Source organism: Amycolatopsis coloradensis, from assembly GCF_001953865.1.
Taxonomy (GTDB): Bacteria; Actinomycetota; Actinomycetes; order Mycobacteriales; family Pseudonocardiaceae; genus Amycolatopsis; species Amycolatopsis coloradensis.
Map to the genome: position 1 here is coordinate 244351 of NZ_MQUQ01000017.1, position 20868 is coordinate 265218.

Annotated in this window: 22 protein-coding genes and 1 tRNA gene; 14 read left to right on the forward strand and 9 right to left on the reverse strand. The window is 68.6% G+C overall.

Translation table 11 applies throughout. The features are described 5' to 3' along the window. Window position 1 precedes the first annotated feature (1 nt). The 3 genes from BS329_RS30350 to BS329_RS30360 are packed head-to-tail and all read left to right on the forward strand — an operon-like array spanning window position 2 to window position 2215. Complete coding sequence (locus BS329_RS30350; RefSeq protein ID WP_076164919.1) at window positions 2–622, forward strand: dihydrofolate reductase family protein; 621 nt, start codon at window positions 2–4, stop codon at window positions 620–622. Between the two features lie 40 nt (window positions 623–662). Beyond that, a complete protein-coding gene (locus BS329_RS30355; protein ID WP_076164920.1) occupies window positions 663–986 on the forward strand; it encodes a YciI family protein in 324 nt (107 codons plus the stop codon). Beyond that, window positions 983–2215 carry an RNA polymerase sigma factor gene (locus BS329_RS30360; protein WP_076164922.1) on the forward strand — a complete coding sequence of 411 codons (1233 nt, stop codon included), beginning with the start codon at window positions 983–985 and terminating at the stop codon, window positions 2213–2215. Before BS329_RS30355 ends, BS329_RS30360 begins: the two co-directional genes overlap by 4 nt. A gap of 256 nt (window positions 2216–2471) precedes the next feature. Here BS329_RS30360 and BS329_RS30365 read toward each other — a convergent pair whose 3' ends face one another. Beyond that, window positions 2472–2891 carry a MarR family winged helix-turn-helix transcriptional regulator gene (locus BS329_RS30365; RefSeq protein WP_076164924.1) on the reverse strand — a complete coding sequence of 140 codons (420 nt, stop codon included), beginning with the start codon at window positions 2889–2891 and terminating at the stop codon, window positions 2472–2474. 56 nt (window positions 2892–2947) lie between these two features. Between BS329_RS30365 and BS329_RS30370 the strand changes: the two genes are divergently transcribed. The 7 genes from BS329_RS30370 to BS329_RS30400 all read left to right on the forward strand — a co-directional run bounded on the left by BS329_RS30370 (window position 2948) and on the right by BS329_RS30400 (window position 8525). Next, complete coding sequence (locus tag BS329_RS30370; RefSeq protein WP_076164925.1) at window positions 2948–3463, forward strand: DUF6790 family protein; 516 nt, start codon at window positions 2948–2950, stop codon at window positions 3461–3463. Beyond that, window positions 3460–4104 carry a TMEM175 family protein gene (locus tag BS329_RS30375; RefSeq protein WP_076164927.1) on the forward strand — a complete coding sequence of 215 codons (645 nt, stop codon included), beginning with the start codon at window positions 3460–3462 and terminating at the stop codon, window positions 4102–4104. The genes BS329_RS30370 and BS329_RS30375 overlap by 4 nt, the downstream gene beginning before the upstream one ends. Before the next feature lie 74 nt (window positions 4105–4178). Further along, window positions 4179–5588: a M20/M25/M40 family metallo-hydrolase gene (locus BS329_RS30380; RefSeq protein ID WP_076164928.1), complete on the forward strand. Its 1410-nt coding sequence runs from the start codon at window positions 4179–4181 to the stop codon at window positions 5586–5588. 6 nt (window positions 5589–5594) lie between these two features. After that, window positions 5595–6185 (forward strand): maleylpyruvate isomerase mycothiol-dependent enzyme family protein, encoded by a 591-nt coding sequence (locus BS329_RS30385; RefSeq protein WP_076164929.1) that lies wholly within the window; start codon window positions 5595–5597, stop codon window positions 6183–6185. A 225-nt stretch (window positions 6186–6410) separates the two neighbouring features. Then, window positions 6411–7319 (forward strand): ornithine cyclodeaminase family protein, encoded by a 909-nt coding sequence (locus BS329_RS30390; protein ID WP_076164930.1) that lies wholly within the window; start codon window positions 6411–6413, stop codon window positions 7317–7319. A gap of 111 nt (window positions 7320–7430) precedes the next feature. Further along, window positions 7431–7685 (forward strand): hypothetical protein, encoded by a 255-nt coding sequence (locus BS329_RS30395; RefSeq protein ID WP_076164931.1) that lies wholly within the window; start codon window positions 7431–7433, stop codon window positions 7683–7685. Between the two features lie 45 nt (window positions 7686–7730). Next, window positions 7731–8525 (forward strand): hypothetical protein, encoded by a 795-nt coding sequence (locus BS329_RS30400; RefSeq protein WP_076164932.1) that lies wholly within the window; start codon window positions 7731–7733, stop codon window positions 8523–8525. 30 nt (window positions 8526–8555) lie between these two features. On the opposite strand, the gene BS329_RS30405 is transcribed toward BS329_RS30400, so the two are convergent. The 7 genes from BS329_RS30405 to BS329_RS30435 form a co-directional block, all read right to left on the reverse strand. Next, on the reverse strand, window positions 8556–9647 hold the full coding sequence (locus BS329_RS30405; protein WP_076164933.1) for a peptidase inhibitor family I36 protein: 1092 nt from the start codon (window positions 9645–9647) through the stop codon (window positions 8556–8558). A 134-nt stretch (window positions 9648–9781) separates the two neighbouring features. Next, on the reverse strand, window positions 9782–10375 hold the full coding sequence (locus tag BS329_RS30410) for a hypothetical protein (RefSeq protein ID WP_076164934.1): 594 nt from the start codon (window positions 10373–10375) through the stop codon (window positions 9782–9784). After that, on the reverse strand, window positions 10372–11997 hold the full coding sequence (locus BS329_RS30415; protein ID WP_076164935.1) for a substrate-binding domain-containing protein: 1626 nt from the start codon (window positions 11995–11997) through the stop codon (window positions 10372–10374). Before BS329_RS30415 ends, BS329_RS30410 begins: the two co-directional genes overlap by 4 nt. Next, window positions 11994–13160 (reverse strand): toxic anion resistance protein, encoded by a 1167-nt coding sequence (locus tag BS329_RS30420; protein WP_076164936.1) that lies wholly within the window; start codon window positions 13158–13160, stop codon window positions 11994–11996. Before BS329_RS30420 ends, BS329_RS30415 begins: the two co-directional genes overlap by 4 nt. Next, window positions 13160–14248, reverse strand: coding sequence for a hypothetical protein (locus BS329_RS30425; protein WP_076165040.1), 1089 nt, complete (start codon window positions 14246–14248; stop codon window positions 13160–13162). Before BS329_RS30425 ends, BS329_RS30420 begins: the two co-directional genes overlap by 1 nt. A gap of 460 nt (window positions 14249–14708) precedes the next feature. Then, a complete protein-coding gene (locus BS329_RS30430) occupies window positions 14709–16130 on the reverse strand; it encodes an ATP-binding protein (protein WP_076164938.1) in 1422 nt (473 codons plus the stop codon). Further along, window positions 16127–17782, reverse strand: a complete 1656-nt coding sequence (locus BS329_RS30435) for an NAD(P)/FAD-dependent oxidoreductase (RefSeq protein WP_076164939.1) — start codon at window positions 17780–17782, stop codon at window positions 16127–16129. Before BS329_RS30435 ends, BS329_RS30430 begins: the two co-directional genes overlap by 4 nt. Window positions 17783–17814: 32 nt before the next feature. Here BS329_RS30435 and BS329_RS30440 point away from each other — a divergent pair, with 32 nt between their 5' ends. Further along, the gene (locus BS329_RS30440) at window positions 17815–18543 is read left to right on the forward strand and encodes a hypothetical protein (protein ID WP_076164941.1); all 729 of its coding nucleotides are present in this window, start codon (window positions 17815–17817) and stop codon (window positions 18541–18543) included. On the opposite strand, the gene BS329_RS30445 is transcribed toward BS329_RS30440, so the two are convergent. Next, a complete protein-coding gene (locus BS329_RS30445) occupies window positions 18530–19084 on the reverse strand; it encodes an HdeD family acid-resistance protein (RefSeq protein WP_076164943.1) in 555 nt (184 codons plus the stop codon). The genes BS329_RS30440 and BS329_RS30445 overlap by 14 nt on opposite strands. Window positions 19085–19209: 125 nt before the next feature. Here BS329_RS30445 and BS329_RS45225 point away from each other — a divergent pair, with 125 nt between their 5' ends. The 3 genes from BS329_RS45225 to BS329_RS30460 all read left to right on the forward strand — a co-directional run bounded on the left by BS329_RS45225 (window position 19210) and on the right by BS329_RS30460 (window position 20341). After that, window positions 19210–19335 (forward strand): hypothetical protein, encoded by a 126-nt coding sequence (locus BS329_RS45225; protein ID WP_279628208.1) that lies wholly within the window; start codon window positions 19210–19212, stop codon window positions 19333–19335. A gap of 229 nt (window positions 19336–19564) precedes the next feature. Continuing rightward, a tRNA-Ala gene (locus BS329_RS30455) sits at window positions 19565–19637 on the forward strand. A gap of 404 nt (window positions 19638–20041) precedes the next feature. Next, window positions 20042–20341, forward strand: coding sequence for a hypothetical protein (locus tag BS329_RS30460; RefSeq protein WP_143253263.1), 300 nt, complete (start codon window positions 20042–20044; stop codon window positions 20339–20341). The last annotated feature ends 527 nt before the right edge of the window (window positions 20342–20868 follow it).

Consider the following 20868-nt stretch of genomic DNA (forward strand, 5'->3'; position numbering starts at 1 on the left):
CATGAAGCTGACGACGATGACTCAGGTCACCCTCGACGGAGTGGTGCAGGGAAACGGCCACGCGTCGGATGAGGACAGACGGAACGGATTCGAGCGCGGCGGCTGGGCCCGGGGAGCGGGCGACGACGAGACCAGGGCGTTCATCGCGCGGGCTTACGAGCGCGCCGACGCGTTCCTGTTCGGCCGACGGACCTACGAGCTGTTCGCCGGCACGTGGGGTTCCTCCACCGCACAGGATGTCCCTGGCTGGGAGCCCGTGGTGCGGGCGTTGAACACACAGCCCAAGTACGTGGCATCGACCACTCTCGCCGATCCGGCGTGGCCGGGCACCAGTGTCCTGTCCGGAGACGTCGCGGCCGCCGTCCGGGAGCTGAAGGCCAGGCCCGGCGGCGAGGTGCAGGTGCACGGCAGTGGCACGCTGATCCCGTGGCTGCTGGAGAACGATCTGGTCGACGAGATGACGCTGATCGTGATCCCGGTGATCCTCGGCCAGGGCGCGCGGCTGTTCCCGGAGACCGGTCCGGATCTCGCGCTCGACCTGGTCGAGTCGCGGGCCGACTCGAAGGGCGTGACGATCCAGAAGTACCGGCCCGCCGGGCGCCCGCGGTATGCGACGGCTTGAACGACCCCGTTGTCTTGACACCACAGGAGATGATCCGCCGATGAAGTACCTGGTTTCCGTGATCGACGACAAGAGCGATCCCGGCAGCACGGACAAGCAGCAGGCCATCAGCGAGTTCAACGAACGACTGATCGCCGACGGCCACTGGGTTTTCGCGGGCGGGCTCGCGGAAACCGACACGGCCACGGTCATCGACAACCGGGGCGAGCGGCCGGTGTTCACCGACGGGCCTTTCGTGGAGTCGAAGGAATACCTCGCCGGCGTCTGGGTGTGGGAGGCCCCCGATCTGGACGTGGCGCTCGAGCTCGCCACCGAGGCGTCGAAGGTCTGCGATCGGAAGATCGAGGTGCGGCCGTTCCGGTGAACGACGCCGAGCAGGCGATCACCCGGGTCCACCACGAGGAGTGGGCCCGGGTGGTCGCCGCCCTGACCAGGCGTTTCGGTGATCTCGACATCGCCGAGGAGGCGGCAGCCGAGGCGTTCGCGGCCGCCGTCGAGCGATGGCCGTCCGATGGTGTGCCACCCAACCCCGGCGCCTGGCTGACCACGACCGCCAACCGCAAGGCCATCGACCGGATCCGGCGTGAGACCAAACGCGACGACAAACAGAAGGAGGCTCGGATGGTGCACGACGACGCCCCGCCCGAGCCGCTCGGCGCCATCGACGACGACAGGCTCCGCTTGATCTTCACCTGCTGTCACCCGGCACTGGCGATGCGAGCCCGCGTGGCGTTGACCCTGCGCTTGCTCGGCGGGCTGACCGTTCCCGAGATCGCCCGCGCCTTCCTGGTGCGGGAAACCACCTTGGAGCAGCGGATCACCCGCGCGAAGGGCAAGATCAAGGCGGCCCGCATCCCCTATCGCGTGCCGACCGCGGAGGATCTGCCGTCGCGGGTCTCCGGCGTACTCGCCGTCCTCTTCCTCGTCTTCAACGAGGGCTACCTGGCGACCGGCCCCGACACCGATCCGGTGCGTCACGAGCTGACCGCCGAGGCGATCCGGCTCACCCGCCTGATCCGTGCCCTCCTGCCGGACGACGGTGAGGTGGCCGGGCTGCTGGCGCTGATGCTGCTCATCGAGGCCCGCCGCACCGCCCGGGTCTCGGCGAGCGGCGAACTGGTCACCCTCGACGAACAGGATCGCGGAGCCTGGGACAAGGCGCTGATCGCCGAAGGCCACCGGCTGGTGCGTGAGCGCCTCGCCGCCGGGGTCGCTCCGGGCCGTTACCAGATCATGGCCGCGATCAACGCCGTGCACACCTCGGCCCGCGACGTACGCGACACCGACTGGTCGCAGGTCGTCGCCCTTTACGACCAGCTCGTCCGCCTCGATCCCACCCCGATCGTCGCACTCAACCGGGCCATCGCGGTCGCCGAACTCGACGGCCCGGAGGTGGCGCTGGCCATCGTCGACAGCCTCGCCGAAGCACTGGACGGCTATCACGCCTTCCACGCCACCCGCGCCGATCTGCTGCGACGGCTGGGCCGGAGCCGTCAGTCGCGCGCGGCGTACGACAAAGCCATCGACCTGGCGGGCAACACCGCCGAGACCGCCTACCTGACCCGTCGCCGCGATCAACTGTCGTCAGCCTGACCGGACGTCGGCAGGCCCGCTTTTGCCAGGAGGGATGCGGTCGTGACCGGGTGTCGCGAAAGCCACTTTCGGGACGTCTGATGTCCCGAAAGTGGCTTTCGCGACACGGAACCCAGTAGGTACCTAAGACACTCCCGGCCGCGCGGCGAGTTCGCGCAGCGCGGTGGCCGCGGCGTTGCGGACGTGGTCTTCGCACGCCTCACCAGCGGCGGTGGTAATTCGCTACGCGCAGTTCGCCGGAGAGCGTCGAGGCGCCTCAGTCGGACGCGAGGATCTCAGCCAGCCGAAGGGTGTCTTCGAGGTAGCGCTCGTAAGGAAAACCGGCCGCGACGAGCCCCGCGCGGAACTCGTCGTAGAGCGGCTTCCCAGCGGCATGGAAGGCTTTCTTGCCGGACTCGGTGAGCCGAACCAGCCGCCGCCGCGCGTGCTCGGGGTCGACGGTGATCCGCACCAGACCGTCCGCTTCGAGTGGGCGCAGCGCCCGGCTGATCGCCGGATCGGATACCGACAGCGCCTGCGCGAGCCGATGCTGAGTCGTCGGCTCGATCTCTTCCAGTGTGCCCAGAAGGCGAATCTGGCTGTAGGTCAAACCGTCGGGGCCATCGGCACGCCGGCGGGCGGCTTCGCCCATCAGCATGACCACGCGGTGCAGCAGGTCTGCGAGTCCGTCATCCACCAGCTCACCATACCAGAGTGTTGACACGTTAATATTAACTAGGTAAGACTGAAGCCATGGACAACCTCGCTTACCTCGCCCAATCCGCCTTCCCGCTGGTCTGGATCGTGGTGCCTTCCCTCGGAGCCTTCATCCGAGCCCGCCACGCCACGTCCTCCCAAGAACGACTCGAGATCTGGCAGCGCTGGTGGGCCATCGGCGCCTTCGGCTGCGGCAGCCTGTGGATGACGGTCGCTTTCCTCGCCTTCCCGGACGTCATGGCCACGGCGATCGGCTTCGAGCGGACGCCCTTCATGGTCGAAATCGCGTTCGCCAACCTCGGTCTGGCCGTCATGGGCTTCCGGGCCGCCTCGGCCTCCGCGCGCGAACGCATCACCATCGGCCTCGGCGGCGGGATGTTCCTCTGGGGAGCCATGATCGGCCACGTCTACCAATGGTTCGCCAACGGCGACCACTCCCCCGGAAACACCGGCGGCGTCCTCGTCAACGACCTCCTGATCCCGGCGGTCATGATCGTCCTGGCCGTGCGATCGCGGCGACTCGCGGCCGCCCCACGACCGGTCGCGGCGTGAAAACCCCCGCCGGCCCCGACGCGACCGGGACGACACGAGCGGCCGCCGCCGAGCGGCTCACCATCTTCGTCGACGCGGTGATCGCGATCGCGCTCACCCTGCTGGCCCTGGATCTCCCCATCCCCCACGGCGACACCACCGACGCCATGCTGAGTTCGGTGTCGGCCCACGGCACGGAGTACATCGCCTTCGCGCTCAGCTTCGTGGTGATCGCCGCCCACTGGCGCGCCCACCACGAGATCTTTCCCTACGTCCGCTCGCTGAGCAGCCGCCTGATCAGCCTCACCCTCGTCTGGCTGTTCATGCAGGTCCTGATGCCGTTCGCGACGCGGGTGATCACCGCGGACGGCGCTTTCCCGCTCCGCTTCAGCCTGTACGCGATGGTGCAGGTCCTGGCGTCCGCGTCGTTCGCGCTGATCATCCGGGAGATCCGGCGCGAGCACCTGTACCGAACGGACGGCCCGCCCCGGGTGTTCGCCCAAAGCCTGCTGCGCAGCATCTGCCTGGCCGCCGTGTTCGGTGTGTCCATTCCCGTCTCGTTCCTCACCGGGAACACCAGCGCGTACCTGTGCTGGCTCGCGGCGCCGATCGCCCTCGCCATCGCCCGCCGTGTCCAGGACCGGAAGCCGTCCGATGCCTGATCGGGGCTCGCCACCCGCCGCGCTCATCCTTTTCGCGGGTAGACGCCCGATGGCAGGGCGCGTAGGAACGAGGGATGGCTCAGGAGAGGTCCAGACGAGTGTTCCTGTCCACGTCGGCCGCGCTGTCGGCGGTCGCCCTCACCGGGGTCCCGGCCGGTGCCGAACAGCTGGGTGATCGAGGGCCAGGCGGCTCCCTTCCACCGCAACGGCCCGACGCGGATCTACGGGCGATCCTGCGGGAGATCGACGAGCACCGCGTCGAGGCCATCGTGCGCAGGCTCGCCGCCTTCGGGACGCGGCACACGTTGTCCTCGCAAACCGATCCGGTCCGGGGAATCGGCGCCGCCCGCGACTGGATCCTCGCGGAGATGCGGAAGTCCGCGGAAAAGTCGGGCGGCCGGATGACGGTCGAGTCGCAGTCGTACGTGCAACCGCCCGCCCCGCCCCGGATCCCGGTCGCCACCACGATCACCAACGTCGTCGCCACGTTGCGCGGATCGTCCACACCCGAACGGGTCTACGTCGTGTCGGGTCACTACGACTCGCGGTGTTCGGATCCGCTCGACGCGACCAAGGACGCGCCTGGCGCCGACGACGACGCGTCCGGGGTGGCCGTCGCGATGGAACTCGCCCGCGTCCTCGCCACCCGCCGCCCGGCCGCGACCATCGTGTTCGCGGCGGTCGCGGGCGAAGAACAGGGACTGTTCGGCGCGCGGCATCTGGCCACCCTCTTCAAAGCGGCGGGCACGAACGTGCAGGCGATGTTCACCAACGACATCGTCGGGTCGAGCCGGGCGGACGACGGGACGCGGGATCCGCGCACGATCCGGTTGTTCGCCGAGGGCGTGCCGACGTCGGAAACCCCGGCGCAGGCCGAGATCCGGCGCGCGGTCGGTGGCGAGAACGATTCGCCTTCCCGTCAGCTGGCGCGGTTCGTGCGGTCGGTCGCGGAGAACGACGCGACCGGCATGTCCGTGCGGGTGATCTACCGGCGCGACCGCTACCTCCGGGGTGGCGACCACATCCCGTTCCTCGAGCAGGGGTATCCGGCGGCGCGGTTCACCGAACCGCACGAGGACTACGCGCACCAGCACCAGGACGTCCGGGTGGAGAACGGCAAGCAGTTCGGCGACCTGCCGGAGTTCTGCGACTTCCCGTTCATCGCCAGGGTCGCGCGGGTGAACGCGGCCACGATGTGGTCGCTGGCGACCGCGCCCGGCACCCCCGAGGACGTCCGCGTCCGGACGAACCAGCTGACGAACGACACGGATCTGGTGTGGCGGCGCGGAACCGACCCGGATCTCGCCGGCTACGAGGTCGTCTGGCGGCAGACGACGGAGGCCGAATGGACGCACTCGATCGGGGTCGGCGACAGGACCGAGGCTAAAGTGGATCTGTCGAAGGACAACGTGTTCTTCGGCGTTCGCGCGGTCGGGAAGAACGGCCACCGTTCCCCGGTCGCGTTTCCGACACCCCTGAGCTGATGCCTGATGACGATCACGCCCGACGACCTCGACGCGGCGGTGGCGAGCGTGGTGAGCGGTCTGCACGAGGCGTCGAGCCGTGACTGGTCGTCAGCGCCGGGCACCGGTGAGCTGAACGCCTGGCGGACGGCCGAGCACCTCGGCGACTGCCTCATCTCCTACGCCGGACTGCTGATCGCCCGGCCGTCGACGCCGCGGTTCGTCTGCTTCGAATCCGTCGCGGACAAGGCGGCGACGCCCTCGGAAATGCTGGAGTTCATCACCGTCGGCGCCGGTCTGCTGGGCGCCACCCTGCGCACGGCGGCCCCGGACGTGCGCGCATACCACCCGAGCGGCCACGCCGACATCGAGGGCTTCGCCGGGATGGGCTGCGTCGAGGTCCTGGTGCACGGCGAAGACATGGCCAGGGGCCTCGACGTCACGCTCGATCCGCCACGCGACGTCTGTTCCCGTGTCCTCGCACGGATGTTCCCGGACGTCGACGCCGCCGACGTCGACCCCTGGACCGCGTTGCTGTGGGCGACGGACCGCACCGGCCTTCCCGGACGGCCCTCCCGCGCCGGCTGGCAATGGCGAGGCACACCGCTGGACGCCTGACCGAGCAGCCGCCGGCAGGTCCGCCGGGAGCTGTTCCCGCACTGTCCCCGGCCTCGCGGTCATCACCAGGACCCGGCATCGCGCGCGGGGTGCTGCGCGGCCATCGTGTGCGGGCGATGCTGCCGGAACGCGCCGGACGGGCCCGGGTCGAGGGGTCCGCGGCCGGGTCGTCCTGCGGGACAGCACCGCCCGCCGGCAAGGTGACTCCTGAGAAGAGGAGACGCGATGCCCCGAACCCTCGGCGACGACGAGGTCCGCGCGGCCGTCCCCATGCGGGACGCGGTCAAGGCGGTCCGCGACGCGTTCACCGAACTCGCCGCCGGGCACTTCACCCAGCCGGAACGCCTCGTCTTCGGCGACGGAGCGGTGCTGGTGATGACGGCGCATCACGCACCGTCGGGCACCGCGGTGGTCAAGACGCTCAGCGTCCGGCTGGATCGTGATCCGGCGATCCTCGGCACCGTGGTCATGGCGGGCACCGCCACCCCGCTCGTCGCCGACGCGACCGCCGTGACCACCCTCCGCACCGGCGCGGTCACCGGCGTCGCGACCGATCTGCTCGCCCCGGCGGGCGCCGGGCGGCTCGCCCTCCTCGGTTCCGGGGCGCAGGCGGCCGATCAGGTTCGCGCGGTCGCCACGGTGCGGGAACTGCGCGAGGTCGCGATCCACAGCCGCACCACCGCAAACGCCCGCGCGCTGGCGAAACGGCTCGGCGAAGAGTTCCCGGCCGTGTCCTTCCGTGTCGCCGAGTCCGTGGAAGACGCCTTGGCGGACGCGGAGATCGTGAACTGCGCGACGTCTTCGGAGACCCCGCTCTTCGCTCTGTCGGCGTTGCCGGAGAACGTCCATGTCAACGCGATCGGCTCGTTCCGGCCGTCGATGCGCGAACTCCCCACGGAGTTGCTCGCGACCGCGTCGATCGTGGTCGTCGATCAGCTCGGGGCCGCACTCGAAGAGGCGGGCGAGGTGATCAAGGCCGTGGAGGACGGCGTTCTCGACCGGGACGCCATCGTGGAACTCGGCGCCGTTTTGCCGTCACCGCCCGCGGTCTCGGGGAGGACCGTGTTCAAGTCCGTCGGCGTCGCCGCCCAGGATTGGGCCATCGCACGGTCACTGGCGGCCCACGAGGAGTAGGTGGGTACGGCCGATCGGCGCAACTTGACCGGTGAAACGTTTGTCATCGCCCGATCGGGGAACTTTTCAGCCATGTCCAGATGGCGAACCACCAGTAGGAGCAACACCGCCGTGCGCGTCATCACCGCTGTCGGCGCGCTGTTCGCTTTCATCGAACTGCTGTACATGGTCATGGTCCTCGCGGGTGCCAACGCGGGCAACGGTTTCTTCATCTTCATCCAGGCGCTGGCGAAGCCGCTGGCATTGTTCTGGCCGGGACTCTTCCCGGTGAGTGACCCGAATCTCGCGGTCATCCTCGACTACGGTCTGGCCGCGGCGTTCTGGGTGATCCTGGCGGGTGTGATCGCCCGTTTCGCGGCCCGCTGACCCCCTGCGGCGGCGATCGGCGTCCCGTTCGGCGACACTGGTCGGATGAGCGAAGGCAGATGGTTCGAGCTGAACCCCCTTCCCGAGCTGTTCGGCTTGGCCGCCGCCGGGCGGGCGCTGCTGCCGAACGTGCCCGTGACCCCGGCCGCGGTACTGAAGACCGTGACCGAACAGCTGGTCGGGCGGCGGCTGACGGCGAAGGTGGACGGGCACGACGTCGGGCTCACCCTGACTGAACTCGACTACCAGGCCGACAGCCTCAGCCTGGCCGCCACCGGCCGGATCGGCGACGTCCGCCTCGTCGTGGAGGACGTCGACTGGCCGGAGACCCCGCTGAGCCGCGTCACCGTGCTGGCGTCGAACGTCCGGCTCCGCTCGCTGCCCTCCCCCGCCGCCATCCCCGAACAGGTGAAGATGGCGATCCGGGTGGCCCCCGAAATCCTGCGCGCACGCGTGGCCGAGGTCCGGCCCGGCATCATCGTGACCCCCGGCGAGGACGGGCACTTCCACGTCCGCTGGGAAAAGCGGCCCCGCTGGGGGCATCTAGTCCTGGAGTCCACAGTGGAGGACGAAGCGGTCGCCCTCCGGCCGATGGCCGTCCACATCGGACGACACCGGTTCGGCCCGCCGTCCCGCCTCAAGCCGATCGTGCTGCCCATGCCGGAACTCCCGCGAGGCATCCGGCTCACCGCGGTCGAAGCACACGACGGCCACCTCGTCCTGCACGCGCTGGCCGAGGAATGGCCGGAAAAGCTGTCCACCATCCCGCTCGGCGACCTGCTGGGCTGGGTGACGACGGCGGTCACCACGCTGACCCTGCCGAAACTCGGCGGCCGATAGTCACGCGGTGACCATCGGCCGCCGAACGGATCAGCTGTGCAGCGATCCCTCCGCGACGCGCACCGGGGGCGCGGTCGCCGCGGCGCTTTCCGCCTGCGTTCCGGCGGAGGAACGCACCAGGCCCGCCGACTTCCCGCAGACCTTCTTCTTCTCGTCCGAGGTCATCTTCTTGCCGACTGTCCTGGTCTGGCCGACGACGCCGGGAGCCGGGCCCTCACCACTGAAGTTCCAGACGTACCACTGGTGGTGTCCCCATTTGCGCTTGTCGTACCACATGTCGTACGAGCCGCTGGCCACCTTCATCACCGGCGAGCGGTCCAGACCCGCCCAATAGCCGGGGTTGACCTCGATCCGGGTCTCGACGCTCTCGCTGGTCTCCCAACCCCATTCCTGGCCCCACGTGCGCTTGTACGCGACCGACCAGTCGACGAGGAACTGGAAGCCCGCGCTGACGCTGATCTCGTTCGAGACCGTGTTCTTCCCGCTGCGGGTGTCCCGCTTGCCGATGACCTGGGTGATCTTGTTGGAGCTGCAGTTGAACACCGTGTCCACGCGGCCCCAGTCGCCGTGGAAGTCCTGGCCGCGCTGGTCGACGTGCGCGTTGCAGGCCTTGGTGGCCCGGCCGCAGTCCTTGAGCAATTCGGCGCGGGAGGGTCCGCGTGAATACACCACCGAGCTGCCGAGGTCGTTCATGTTCGACCCGTAGTTGCCGCTGTCGTTGGCGTACCACTCCTGGCTGGCGCCCTGGTATTCGGCGGCGGAGTACATCGTGATGTAGCAGTTGTTGAAGGTCTGGAAGGAAGAGATCTTGTCGTTCCAGCCGCCGAGGAAGCCGATGGTCTGGTTGGTCCCCTCCACGCACGGCGACCCGGTGACGGCGACGCTCGCGCCGCCGAAGTTCGCGTGTTCGTACAGCACGCTGATCACCGTGGCGGAGACACCCACCTTGCCCGCCGACGCCGCGGCGAGCGATTCACCGACGCTGCCGAAGCACCGGAACGCTCCGCTCGCCGAGTCGGCGACGCAGTGGTCGCCGCGCTGCTCGGCGCTCGCCGGGACACCTCCGGCGAGGCATACCATCACCGCGGCCAGCACGGCCGCCCCAAGTCTGTACTTACGCACGCCTGAACTCCCTAGGAGAGACGGAATCCGACCACGACCGGATCGGCGTCACTCAGTCCAGCGCAGGAAACCCGGCTTGCCCACGCAGAACGACCGGCAGACTGGTTCCCGCTTTCCGCTGATCGGGACCCGCCTCAGGCCTCGCCCCGCTCCCGCAGGTATCGCGTGTGATCGGCCGACTGGTTGACGTCGCCGGCGTAGAACCGTTCCGCGACCCGGTGTGCTTCGGTCTCCAGCAGTTCCAGCTGTGCGAGGAGTTCGTCGGACGCGCTCGGTTCGCCACTGGCCCGCCGTTTGGCGGCGAACCACCACGGCAGGTTGAGGTAGGTCTGCACGGAAAGCGGCAGATCCGTCCGCGCCAGCCTGGTGACGGCGTGCTGGACGTCCGGATCGCCGGACAGCCGATCCGGCCGTGAGAGCAGGTCGTCGAGCACCTCGGTGATCCGCCGCACACTGTCCACAGAGGATTCCGGCATCCGCTGCGCGTGCGCGGTCACCTTGTCCACCAACGAGACGAGGTCCGTCCGGAGCTGCCCGGCCTCGGCGACGGCGTCCACCGGCACCAGGCGGACCCGTTCGGGCGGCGCGAGCAGGGCGAAGACCCCGTACAACCCGGCGACGACCACCGGCCACAGCCCGCCGACGACTCCGGTCAGGTACAGCGCGAGCCCGATCAGCCCGCCGACGCAGCCGGCGAGGTTCTTCGTGGAGCCGAGGTACCGGATCATTGGTACCCGCGGATTTCCTGGAACACCTTGGGCAGCACGTCACCGCGTGCGTCGAACACGGTGCCGCCGGTGCGTTTCGCGACCTCGCCGAGTTCGGCGGAGTCGCCCTCGCCGAAGATCACGGTGAACACCGGGACCTGCCGCATCGCCTCCGGCAGCGCCGGGAACTTCCGCTGGAAGTCCTCGAACGTGGACCCGCTCGCGTTCTCCCCGTCGGTCATCAGCACGATCGAGGTGAACCGGTCGGGGTCCCGCGCGACCAGCGGGCCCATGATGCTGTACGCCCGTTCGAGGCTGTCGTAGATCGCCGTGCCGCCGTTCGCGTCGAGGCCCTCCGCGAAGCGCTTGATCTTGTCCAACGCGGGCTGGGGATCGCCTTCCGGCACCGCGAAGGTTTCCGGGCTGCGGGGGACGGTGTCGAACGGCAGCATCGTGACCTCTTCACGGCTGCGGAACCGGCGGTACCTTCCGGTCAGCGAGCCGTCGGCCCCGGTCAGCCCGATCAGCGCGGTGCGCAGGGATTCGATCCGGTCACCCGCCATCGAACCGGAGGTGTCGAGCACGTACAGCGTCCGCGACGGGCGCCGGATCTTGTCGAAGTAGGCGCCCAGCAGGGCGTCGACGGCCTGCTGAGTCGCGGGGAACGGCAGTTCCACCAGGTCCTTCCGTGCGAACTGCTGTCCTAAGTGGACTCCGGGGACGACGGGCCGCCGCTGCGTGGTCTCCATGATCTTCCGCTGCGTGTCCGGTGTCCGGAGCCGCTCGGCGAGCTTGCGGTGCGCGTCCCGCGCGTCGGAATTCGCGCTCTGTACCAACGTCAGCGGATAGTCGGCGGTGACCACGCCATCGGAGGGGTACACCAGTGTCAGCGGTTCGGGGAGCTTGCCGCTCGCGTTCATCGACAGCAGGACGGATTCGTAGTTGATCAGGCCGTCGACCTTCTTGCCGGGATCCGCCCCGGTCGCGCGCCGTCGGTAGGCCTCGGAAAGCCAGCCGGACGAACCGGCCGACATCGCCTGCGCGCTGAAGAACTCGGTCAGTTTCGGGGTGACGGAAACGATCTGCTGCGCGTCGATCGCGTTTCCGGCACCCGCGAGCGCCGCTGCGACCCCGACGAGTGCCGAGAAGCCGGAGTTCGACGCCGACGGATCGGTCATACCGTAGGTGAAAGCCTTCTTCCCGGCCTGCTCGGCGATCTCGGCCCAGCCCACCGGTCGCCCGGCCCAGCCGAGGCGTTGCGCCGCGGACGTGGAAAGCCCGAGCACCACCGGCGAGCTCATGATCTTCACCTGCTCACCCAGCCGCTTCGCCGCTTCGGGAACCGCCGCGGGGTAACGGTTCGACGAGAACCAGACGGCGTCGTACTGGCCGTCCACCTTCCCGCTCGAGAGCGATTCGGTGCCTTCCAGCGTCCCGGTGAACTGGAACTTGACCTTGACCCCGGTCGCCGCCGCTTCCTGTTCCAGCAACGGCTGCATGTCCGCGAGTTCACTGCCCGCGAGCACCCGCAGTGTGCCCGGTTCGGCCTCCCCCAGGATCCGCGTGTCGCCTTCGCTCGCGTCACAGGAAACCAGCGACAACGCGCAGATCGCGCTGATCGCCGAAACCGCCCAGCGTTTCACGATGCCCCCTCGGCCGTCGCCGTCTCGTGAGACCGGCGCAGATGGTCCTCGGCCCGCCGGATCTCGCCGGACAACGCCTCCACGGTCGCCGCCATCGTCGAGACGGCCCCCGCCTTGAACTCGTCGATCGCGTCGATACTGCGGTAGATCCGCTCGAACGACTCGCGGATCGTCGCCACCGCCACCGCCGGATCGCTGCCCGCGCGGTGGATCTCGGCGCTGTGCAGTTCCAGCATCCCGGCGTTGGCCCGGATCAGCCCGTCGGTGGTGGACCGCACGGCCTGGATCTCGTCGAGGACGTCACGCTGACCGGCGAGCGCGCCACTCACCAGCAGCGCGACCCGCAGCGCCGCGACCGTGGTCGACACCGCCCGCTCGATCCCCCTGATCAGCTCGTCGTTGTTGCGCCGCACCAGATCCAGCGCCAGATAGCCTTGCGCGCTGACCGCGAGCTGGGTCAGCAGATCCTGGTGCCGCTGCCGGATCGGGTGCAGCGCGTCGGCCCGCAGGGACTTGGCCCGCGCGGGATCGGTGAAGTCGAAGATCCCCGCCTGGCGGTCGATCGCCGTGTCGACGGCCTCGGCGAACGCGGCCGCCTCGGACAGCTTGCCGAGCGTCCCCCACAGCCGTTCCCGCTCGCCCTTGAGCGCGGCGTTGTCGCGGCGCAGCACGTCCTGCCGCGCACGCAAGTCCAAGACCAGCGCGTTCACCGGTTCGCCGGCCGCGCGATAACGGTCCAGCGCCTTCTTCGCGCTGCCCGCGACCGGGATCAGTCCCATCAGCTTGCGGCCGGTGATCGGCAGTTTCGCCGGGTCGATCTCCGCGACGGCCCGCCGCAATCCGGCCAGGCTCACCGTCGCTTGTTGTTGCGGCGACGAGATTTCCCCGCGAGTCCCGGCGAGCGCCCGCGTCGACCGGTCGAGCAGTGCCCCCGCGACCGACGCCGCCGCACGCATGTCGGACTCGCCGACCGCGAGCAGTTCGTCCAGGACGCGGGTGAACTCCGGCGATCGGACGTCGAGCGCTTCGAGCCGCGCGGCGAAACTCTCGGCGCGCTTCGCGAACTCGGCGTGCACCTCAGGGCCGAGGGTGACCAGCCCGGCGGCCCGCTCGGCCGGGATCGCCTCCACCGGTTCGGGGGGAGTGAGGGTGAAATCGTCCATCAGTACTGCTTCTTCACGGCGTCGAGCAGGCGCTCCAGGGTTTCGAACGACGGCGGTTCGACGGCGTCCACCAGATCGGCGGGCACCGGCGCCTTGGCCGCGGCGACGACGTCGGCGAACAACCGGGGGTCGCCGGTGCGGAAACCGAAGGTGGCGGCGAGTTTCCCCAGCTCCGGGTCGGTCGCGAGCAGCCTGCCCACCTGGTCTCCTGCGGGCTTCAGCGGGACCAGCGTGTGCTTCGAGTACACCGTCGGCGCGGTGTAGAGCAGGCGCATGTCGGGCCGGATCGAGCCGTCCGCGCGCACCAGCCTGTCGACGAACTGCGACTCGTAGATCAGCGCCATCGGCGTCTTGCCCATCCCCGCGGCGAGGTAGTCCTCGAACGGGCCTTCGGTGCTGTTCTGCGTGTACCCCTGGTCGATGAACAGCTTCGACACCCCGGGCAGCACCTTCGCCTCGGCTTCCGGTGTGCTGACCACGTTGTTCCCGTTGGCGACGAAGGAAACGATCGACAGGTACATCGCCGCCGAGTTCGATTCACGCGGATCCGTGGTCGTGACCAGCACGTTCTTGCGGGCCGGGAACGCGGTGTTGCCGGGAAGCTGGTCCCAGCGCGTGCCCTTCTGCGTGAGTTCGAGGTACTTCGCGATGTCGAGCACCTGGTAGTCCCCGGCGCCCTTGCGCACGATCCCGTTGGCGCTCAAGAGGTTCACGATCGGCTCGAAGGTCGCGATCGCCATCGGCGACTGGAACGGCGTGTGGACGCCGGTCACCTTGTGGTCACGCTGGATCCGCTGTGCGGCGGGCGACGAGGACGGGAACGCGAACTCGTACTCGCCGAGGTCCATGCTCGCGATCTGCCGCGAGCCCGCGGTGTCGACCTCCACCTTCAGCCCGTGCTTGGCGAAGGCGTCCGCCACCCGCTTGTCGGCGAAGAACGCCAGTTTCTCCGAGCCGATGACCCCACGCACCGTGGTCAGATCGGTACCCTGCGCGGTGTCGTCGTCACCGCCCGGGCCCCACACGATCACGGCCACCACGGCCAGCAGCAGCACCACAGCCAGGCCGATCGACAGACGGCGTTTCACCGACCCCACCCCCCTCGTTCACAGGCCCGATCCTTCAGCCCGTTCACCTCTTTTGACGCGCGGGCGAGCCATTTCGAAGTGAACGGTCCATGAACGGCAGACGTCGTCAGATCCTGACGAAATGGTGAGACAGAAGGAAACCGGCGCGGTTGGCGGGACATCTCGGGGTGGGCCCCGTTGTGTCCGCGTGCCGTCCATCCAGTCACGCGAAGCGACTCGGTCCGAGTGGTGAGTGACGATTCGGGTGAGGGCCAACAGTGTTCTAGATACCTACGGCGGGTGGAACACTCGCCGGGAGCCTCACCAGTCGCGACGAGGGCGCGTGACGGCCCCTCCCTCGGCTCAGCCGAAGTAACTCGACCTTCACACCTTCCGCAAGTACATGAAGGCCCCCTTCCCTGCGCTAGGCGCAAGCAAGGAGGCCTTCATGTACTTCAGACGACTTCGCCCGGCTCCCCCGTCAGATCACGGACTGCTCCGAGACCGGCAGGCAGACGGTGAACCGCGTCTCCCCGGGTGCCGAGTCGACCCGGAGATCGCCCTGGTGCCGTTCGACGACGATGCGCCAGGAGATGTCCAGGCCGAGGCCGGTCCCCTGCCCCACCGGTTTCGTGGTGAAGAACGGTTCGAAGATCCGCTGCCGGATCTCCGCCGGGATCCCCGGCCCGGTGTCGCCGATCTCGACGTGCACGTTATCGTCCACTTTGGACGTCCGCAGGGTCAGCGAGCCCTCGGAGCCCATGGCACCGAGCGCGTTGTCGATGATGTTCGTCCAGACCTGGTTCAGTTCGCCCGCGTACGCCGGGATCCTCGGCACCGTCTGGTCGTACTCCTTCACGACACGGATCCCCGGCGCGATCTTGCCGGCCAGCATGACGAGCGTGGAGTCGAGTCCTTCGTGGACGTCGATCCACTGATGCGGCGCGCGGTCCATTTGCGAGTACTGCTTGGCCTTGCCGACCAGCACCGAGACGCGCGTCGTCGAATCCTCGATCTCGCCCATCAGCATCTCGGTCTCGAGCGCGTACGCCAGCCAGCGGACGGCGCCGTCGAGAAAGGTCTCCCCGACCGAGTCGAGCAGCCTGCCCAGATCGGGCACGGTCAGCCCGGCGCGGACGTAGATGTCGGCGAGATCCCAGCCCTGGTCGATGCCGTGGTCGTCGAACCAGTCGCCGATCTCGTCCTCGCGGTCGGCCTGTTGCATCGCGGTCAGCTTCGGCGCCGACGCGACCTGCTTGACCAGCTGTTCTTGGATCTCGAGCAGCTGCTCCAGCAGCGTGGGGTCGACGTTCTTCTTCGCCAGCATCGCGAGTTTGTGCCGCATCCCCGCGACGCGCTCCCGCAGCGACGCCGTCGCCCGGACGGCGGCCGCGGCCGGATTGTTGAGTTCGTGGGTCAACCCGGCGGAAAGCTCGCCGAGCGCGAGCAGCCGCCGCCGTGAGCCGATCACGGTGTCGCTGTTGCGCCAGCCGAGGTACATGCCCTCCAGCAGATGCGTCGCCATCGGGAACCAGCGGCGGAACTCGGTGGCGAACTCCGCCGCGGGCAGGGTGAGGAAGGTGAGGTCGCTGACCGCGTGCACCGAACCGCCGTAGGTGTGTTCGGTCTCCTGGTGCACGAAGAACTGGGTCGCGCCGCAGTACGCGCCGCGCTGGTCGGACCGGATCGTCTCGACCTCGGTACCGCCGACGAGCCGCGTCATCCTCAGCGCGCCGGACAGCAGGACGTAGAAGCAGGTGGCCGGTTCACCCTCGCGCATGACCGTGGTGCCGCCGTCGTACTGCTCCAGCACGGCGTGTTCGTCGATCCAGTCGAGCTGGTCCTCGCCGAGGTGCTCGAAAAGGAAGAGCCCGCGCAGTTCCTCCCTGGGCAGAACGCTCATTGCTCCTCCAAATAGCGATGTACCAAAGTGACCGCCATGGCGCCTTCACCGACGGCCGAGGCGACGCGTTTCACCGACGCCGCACGGACATCGCCCGCCACGAACACCCCGGGGACGGACGACTCCAGGTAGTGCGGGTCGCGGTCCAGCGGCCAGCCCGGCGGCGGGGTTCCGTCGGTGAGCAGATCCGGTCCCGTCCGGACGAAACCGTGGTCGTCACGCTGGATTTCCGTGCCGAGCCAGTCGGTGCGCGGCGCCGCGCCGATGAAGATGAACAGGTGACCGGTGGGCACGGTCTCGGTCGCGCCGCCGTTCTCACACAGGGTCAGCAGTTCGAGGTGGTCTTCACCGTGCGCCTCGACCACCGTGGTCCGGGTGCGGACGTGGATGTTCCCGATCGCCGCGATCTGCTCGATCAGGTAGTGCGACATCGACGCTTCGAGCGACTGGCCGCGGACGAGAATGGTGACCTCGGCGGCGTGCTTGGAGAAGAAGACGGCCGCCTGGCCTGCCGAGTTCGCGCCGCCGACGATGTAGACGTGCTCGCCCTTGCACTCGGGCGCCTCGGTGGCGGCGGAGCCGTAGTAAACGCCGCGGCCGGCGAGGTCGGCGATGCCCTTGGCCTCCAGCGCCCGGTAGGTGACGCCGCTGGCGAGCACCACGGAATGCGCGGCGATCTCGGTCCCGTCACCGAACAGCACGACCCGCGCCGAACCGCGCGCCTCCAGGCCCACGACGTCACGCGTGGTCAGCACCTCGGCGCCGAACTTCAACGCCTGCCGCCGCGCGCGGTCGGTGAGCTGCGCGCCGGAGACGCCGTCGGGGAAGCCGAGGTAGTTCTCGATGCGGGAACTGGTGCCCGCCTGCCCGCCGGTGGCCTTGCGCTCGACGATGACCGTCCGAAGCCCCTCCGACGCGCCGTACACGGCCGCCCCGAGCCCGGCCGGCCCGCCACCGATGACGATCAGGTCGTAGAACTCCTGCGCGGGCCGCGTGGACAGGCCGACCGCGTCGGCGAGTTCCGGCCCGGACGGCTGGCGCAGCACCGTGCCGTCCGGCGTGACCAGCACCGGGATGTCGTGCGGCGCGGCGTCCGCCGCGTCCAGGATCCGGCGGCCCTCGTCGTCGTCCACGGAGTACCAGCGGTACGGCACGGCGTTGCGCGCCAGGAAGTCTCGCAGGTGGAACGACGGCGACGAGTACCGGTGGCCGATGAGCTTGATCTCGTCGACCGGCCGCTCCCCCACCGCGCGCCAGGTCTCCACCAGCGCGTCGATGACCGGGTAGAGCTTCTCCTCCGGCGGGTCCCACGGTTTGAGCAGGTAGTGATCGACGTCGACCACGTTGATCGCCTGAATCGCGGCGTCGGTGTCGGCGTAGGCGGTCAGCAGCGCGCGGCGGGCGTTCGGGAACAGGTCCATCGCCTTTTCGAGGAAGACGATGCCGTCCATCTGCGGCATGCGGTAGTCGGCGAGGATCGCGGCCACGGCATCACCGCGCAGTTTGATCTCGCGCAGCGCGTCGAGCGCGTCGGCACCGGAATCGGCCCGGATGATCCGGTAGTCCTTCCCGTACCGTTTGCGCAGGTCGCGGGCGACCGAACGGGATACGGCGGGATCGTCGTCGACGGTCAACAGGATCGGCTGGCTCACCGGCCCAGCCTACGTCCTCCTACGTTCGGGTCATGCTGTCCGAAACCGAAGAAGTGATCCACGACCGTACCGTCGTCGCGTGCGAAGCGGCCACCACGGCGGGGCTTCCCGGCACCTTCCAAGCGTGGCGAGAAGACGGTCTGCTCGCGGTGCTGGCGACGGCGCCGGAGCTGCGGTTCCTGCGCACGATCTCCGGCGTCACCGAGGCGAACCTGGCGCAGGCCGTCCGGTTCACGACGGCGTCGTGCTGGGACGGAGACCGGCCGACGCTCGTACTCCCGCCAGACCTGATCTCACGCGACACGGGACTCGTCCCCGACGGCGTCCGCCCGGTCGCGGTCCTCCCGCTCACCGGATTCCCTCCGTCGGGCGCCGATGTCGACGACTCTCCGGACGTCGACGTGTTCCTGAGGATCCTGCTGGACGGCTACGAAACCAGCGACGCCGTGACCGCGTTCATCGCCGCCGAGCACGCCGATCCGCGGATCCGGCGGTCGCTCCTGATCGAGGACGGTGTGCCGGTGTCCGCGGCGGCCCTGAGTTCGCACGGACCCGGCGTCCTCCTCGGCGGCTCGGCCACGCCACGGGCACATCGTGGCAAGGGCGCGCAGGCACGGCTGCTGCTCCACGGTCTGGCCGAGGCCTCCCGGGGAGGTCATCGCTTCGCCGTCGCGACCGCGGTCGAGGGGTCACCGAGCCTGTCGAACCTGCGCTGCGCCGGGGCACAGGTCCACCTGCGACAGGCTTTCAGGCCTGCGTGAGTTTCCGCAGCCGGAAGGCCAGGACGAGCAGCATCGCGCCGTGCAGCAGGGCATAGATCCCGACCAGCAACGCGATTCCGAACGCGCCGGCCAGCGGGTTGAACACGATCACGATGCCCGCGACGAGCGAGAGCGCGCCTGCCGCGATGAGGAAGGCTTCGCCCTCGATCTGCTTACGCAGCCGGATCGCGGCGACGATCTCCATGATGCCGGTGAAGATCGCCCAGAAACCGACCAGCAGGGCCAGCACGAGCACCGTGATGCCAGGCCAGATCAGGACCAGCACCCCGGCGATGATGCCGAACGCGCCGAGAACTCCGTAGGCGGCGCGATGGGCGGCGTCGCCCGGCCGGAAGGCCTGCATCAGGGCGCCGATGCCGTCGAAGATCGCGTAGATGCCGTAGATGATCGCCAGGGCGAGGACGGTCGCTCCCGGCCAGATCAGCGCGAGCACGCCGAACAGGATGGCGAAAACCCCGCGGACGGCGGCGAGCGGCCAGGCCAGGCGAGGTTCGACGACGGTGAGTCCGACGAGAGGCATGTGCCGAGTATCGAAGCGTCAGCGAGAGCCCGCGCGGCACGCCACCCTTTGGGGTGACGCCGCGACCGCCATCACGGCGCGCACCGGGGCCTGGTCAGGGATACGCGACCAGGTACGCCACGTTCGTGCCCGAATTGGCCGGTACGCCGCGGTCGTTGACGACCCGGCTGATGGTCCCGTTCCCGCCGAGCGAGACGGCGACCAAGCTGCGGAACCGCACGTTCGGGTTGTTCGGCGGGCGGGCGAGCTGAGGCGGAGTCCAGTGGAGACGCGGCGTAGCGGATGGGGACCTCGGTGTCACGAGGGTCGAAACGTAACGGCAGTCATAGTCAGGATCTATAAATGACTAAAAATAAGGCTCAAAGATGCAGGTAGACGTCACGACGTCGAACGAGACCGCACAGAACGACCCCCGCGCGAACGGCCTACAAGGGCGGTGTAATGTATGGAAACACGAGATGCGGAGTACAACTTCGCTCCGGGGCTATGGCGCAGCTGGTAGCGCACCTCACTGGCAGTGAGGGGGTCAGGGGTTCGAGTCCCCTTAGCTCCACAGTGACGAAGCACCGCCCACCTGGCAGATCAGCCAAGGTAGGGCGGTTTTTTCGTTCCACCTCACTTTGAGAATTGGCACGCCGAACTTCAGTTACTGTTCAGTAGTTGGAGCAAATCTGGAGCACTACGTCCCACCCCCGCCAAATGGGGTCACACCGTCTGCTCCAGCTATGTAACCCGACCGGGTGGTCTACCCATGACCCCGCAGCCGTACGAACCCGTCAACGCCGATAAGTTGCAGATTCCCTCGGATTAAAAGCCAGCGGGTTCGATCGCAGTGATCTTGAACCGGCAGTCGAACGCAGGGCCCCTACCTGCGGTTTCATTGACTTCTAGATCAAGTTTGCGACTGCCAGCGCGAGTTCTGGTCTCCGTTATGTCTCCGTTCTTCCTGCTGTGCTCATGGCCATCAGCGACCACGCCGGCTGGACCGCAGCCGCGGTCGCCGTGATTGCGGCGGGCATCGCGATCTGGCAGGCGCGGGAAGCTCGGGCATCCCGTAAAGCCGCGCAGTCGCAGGCCGCCGAAGCGCAAGAGTCGCGTATCGCCGCCGAGGAGCAGGCCCGGGCCGCGAACGAGGTCGTGGCGTTGCAGCGCTCGAATCGGCGCGCCCGGCTGACCCCGCGATTGAGGTCATGGCCGGAGAGTAACCGGCCCAGCAGCGCGATCCGCTCCGGTTCTGGCAGAGGTCCTTGCGGGTGATGAGTTGAGCTGGCAGCCGTGAAGTGGTGGGGTGTCATGGCTCGACACGCCAGGAACATGTCTCCCATGCGTGAATATCTGCGCAGATAAGTGCCCACTGACCACGTGTTTCCGCAGGCAGCCGCCTCGTATGAGCCCTTGCCACCGGCGTCAAGCGTGCGATACTGCGTTGCAGTGCCGGACTGCAACACAGTGGCCGTGCACGAAAGAGGGGCCGGACCTTCTGGCCCGACCCCTCATTCGGTGGTTACCCAACCATCAGCTGCACGAGGCTGACGACCTCGTGTACCAGCGCCGCCAGGCCGAAGAGAAGCGCGGCAGTTGCCACTACTGCGCTTCTCACCTGGTGGTGCCGGACCTTCTTCTTTCGTTTCGGCCGTTTGGCCATTTGTCCTCCACGGATGTGTGAAGTCCTGATGGTCTCCAGCCGCGTCCGGCTGGCTGGGTGGCGCCGGCGGATCGCGCCGACGACACCCGTAAGGCCTTGGCAAGAACCATAGCCGCGCACGCCGACGAACACGTGGAAG

Coding starts and splice junctions, on each gene's coding strand:
- BS329_RS30350 (WP_076164919.1), top strand. CDS start 2: ATGAAGCTGACGACGATGACTCAGGTCACCCTCGACGGAGTGGTGCAG.
- BS329_RS30355 (WP_076164920.1), top strand. CDS start 663: ATGAAGTACCTGGTTTCCGTGATCGACGACAAGAGCGATCCCGGCAGC.
- BS329_RS30370 (WP_076164925.1), top strand. CDS start 2,948: ATGGACAACCTCGCTTACCTCGCCCAATCCGCCTTCCCGCTGGTCTGG.
- BS329_RS30380 (WP_076164928.1), top strand. CDS start 4,179: ATGGCTCAGGAGAGGTCCAGACGAGTGTTCCTGTCCACGTCGGCCGCG.
- BS329_RS30385 (WP_076164929.1), top strand. CDS start 5,595: ATGACGATCACGCCCGACGACCTCGACGCGGCGGTGGCGAGCGTGGTG.
- BS329_RS30390 (WP_076164930.1), top strand. CDS start 6,411: ATGCCCCGAACCCTCGGCGACGACGAGGTCCGCGCGGCCGTCCCCATG.
- BS329_RS30400 (WP_076164932.1), top strand. CDS start 7,731: ATGAGCGAAGGCAGATGGTTCGAGCTGAACCCCCTTCCCGAGCTGTTC.
- BS329_RS30410 (WP_076164934.1), bottom strand. CDS start 10,375: ATGATCCGGTACCTCGGCTCCACGAAGAACCTCGCCGGCTGCGTCGGC.
- BS329_RS30420 (WP_076164936.1), bottom strand. CDS start 13,160: ATGGACGATTTCACCCTCACTCCCCCCGAACCGGTGGAGGCGATCCCG.
- BS329_RS30430 (WP_076164938.1), bottom strand. CDS start 16,130: ATGAGCGTTCTGCCCAGGGAGGAACTGCGCGGGCTCTTCCTTTTCGAG.
- BS329_RS30440 (WP_076164941.1), top strand. CDS start 17,815: ATGCTGTCCGAAACCGAAGAAGTGATCCACGACCGTACCGTCGTCGCG.
- BS329_RS30445 (WP_076164943.1), bottom strand. CDS start 19,084: ATGCCTCTCGTCGGACTCACCGTCGTCGAACCTCGCCTGGCCTGGCCG.
- BS329_RS30460 (WP_143253263.1), top strand. CDS start 20,042: ATGGCCATCAGCGACCACGCCGGCTGGACCGCAGCCGCGGTCGCCGTG.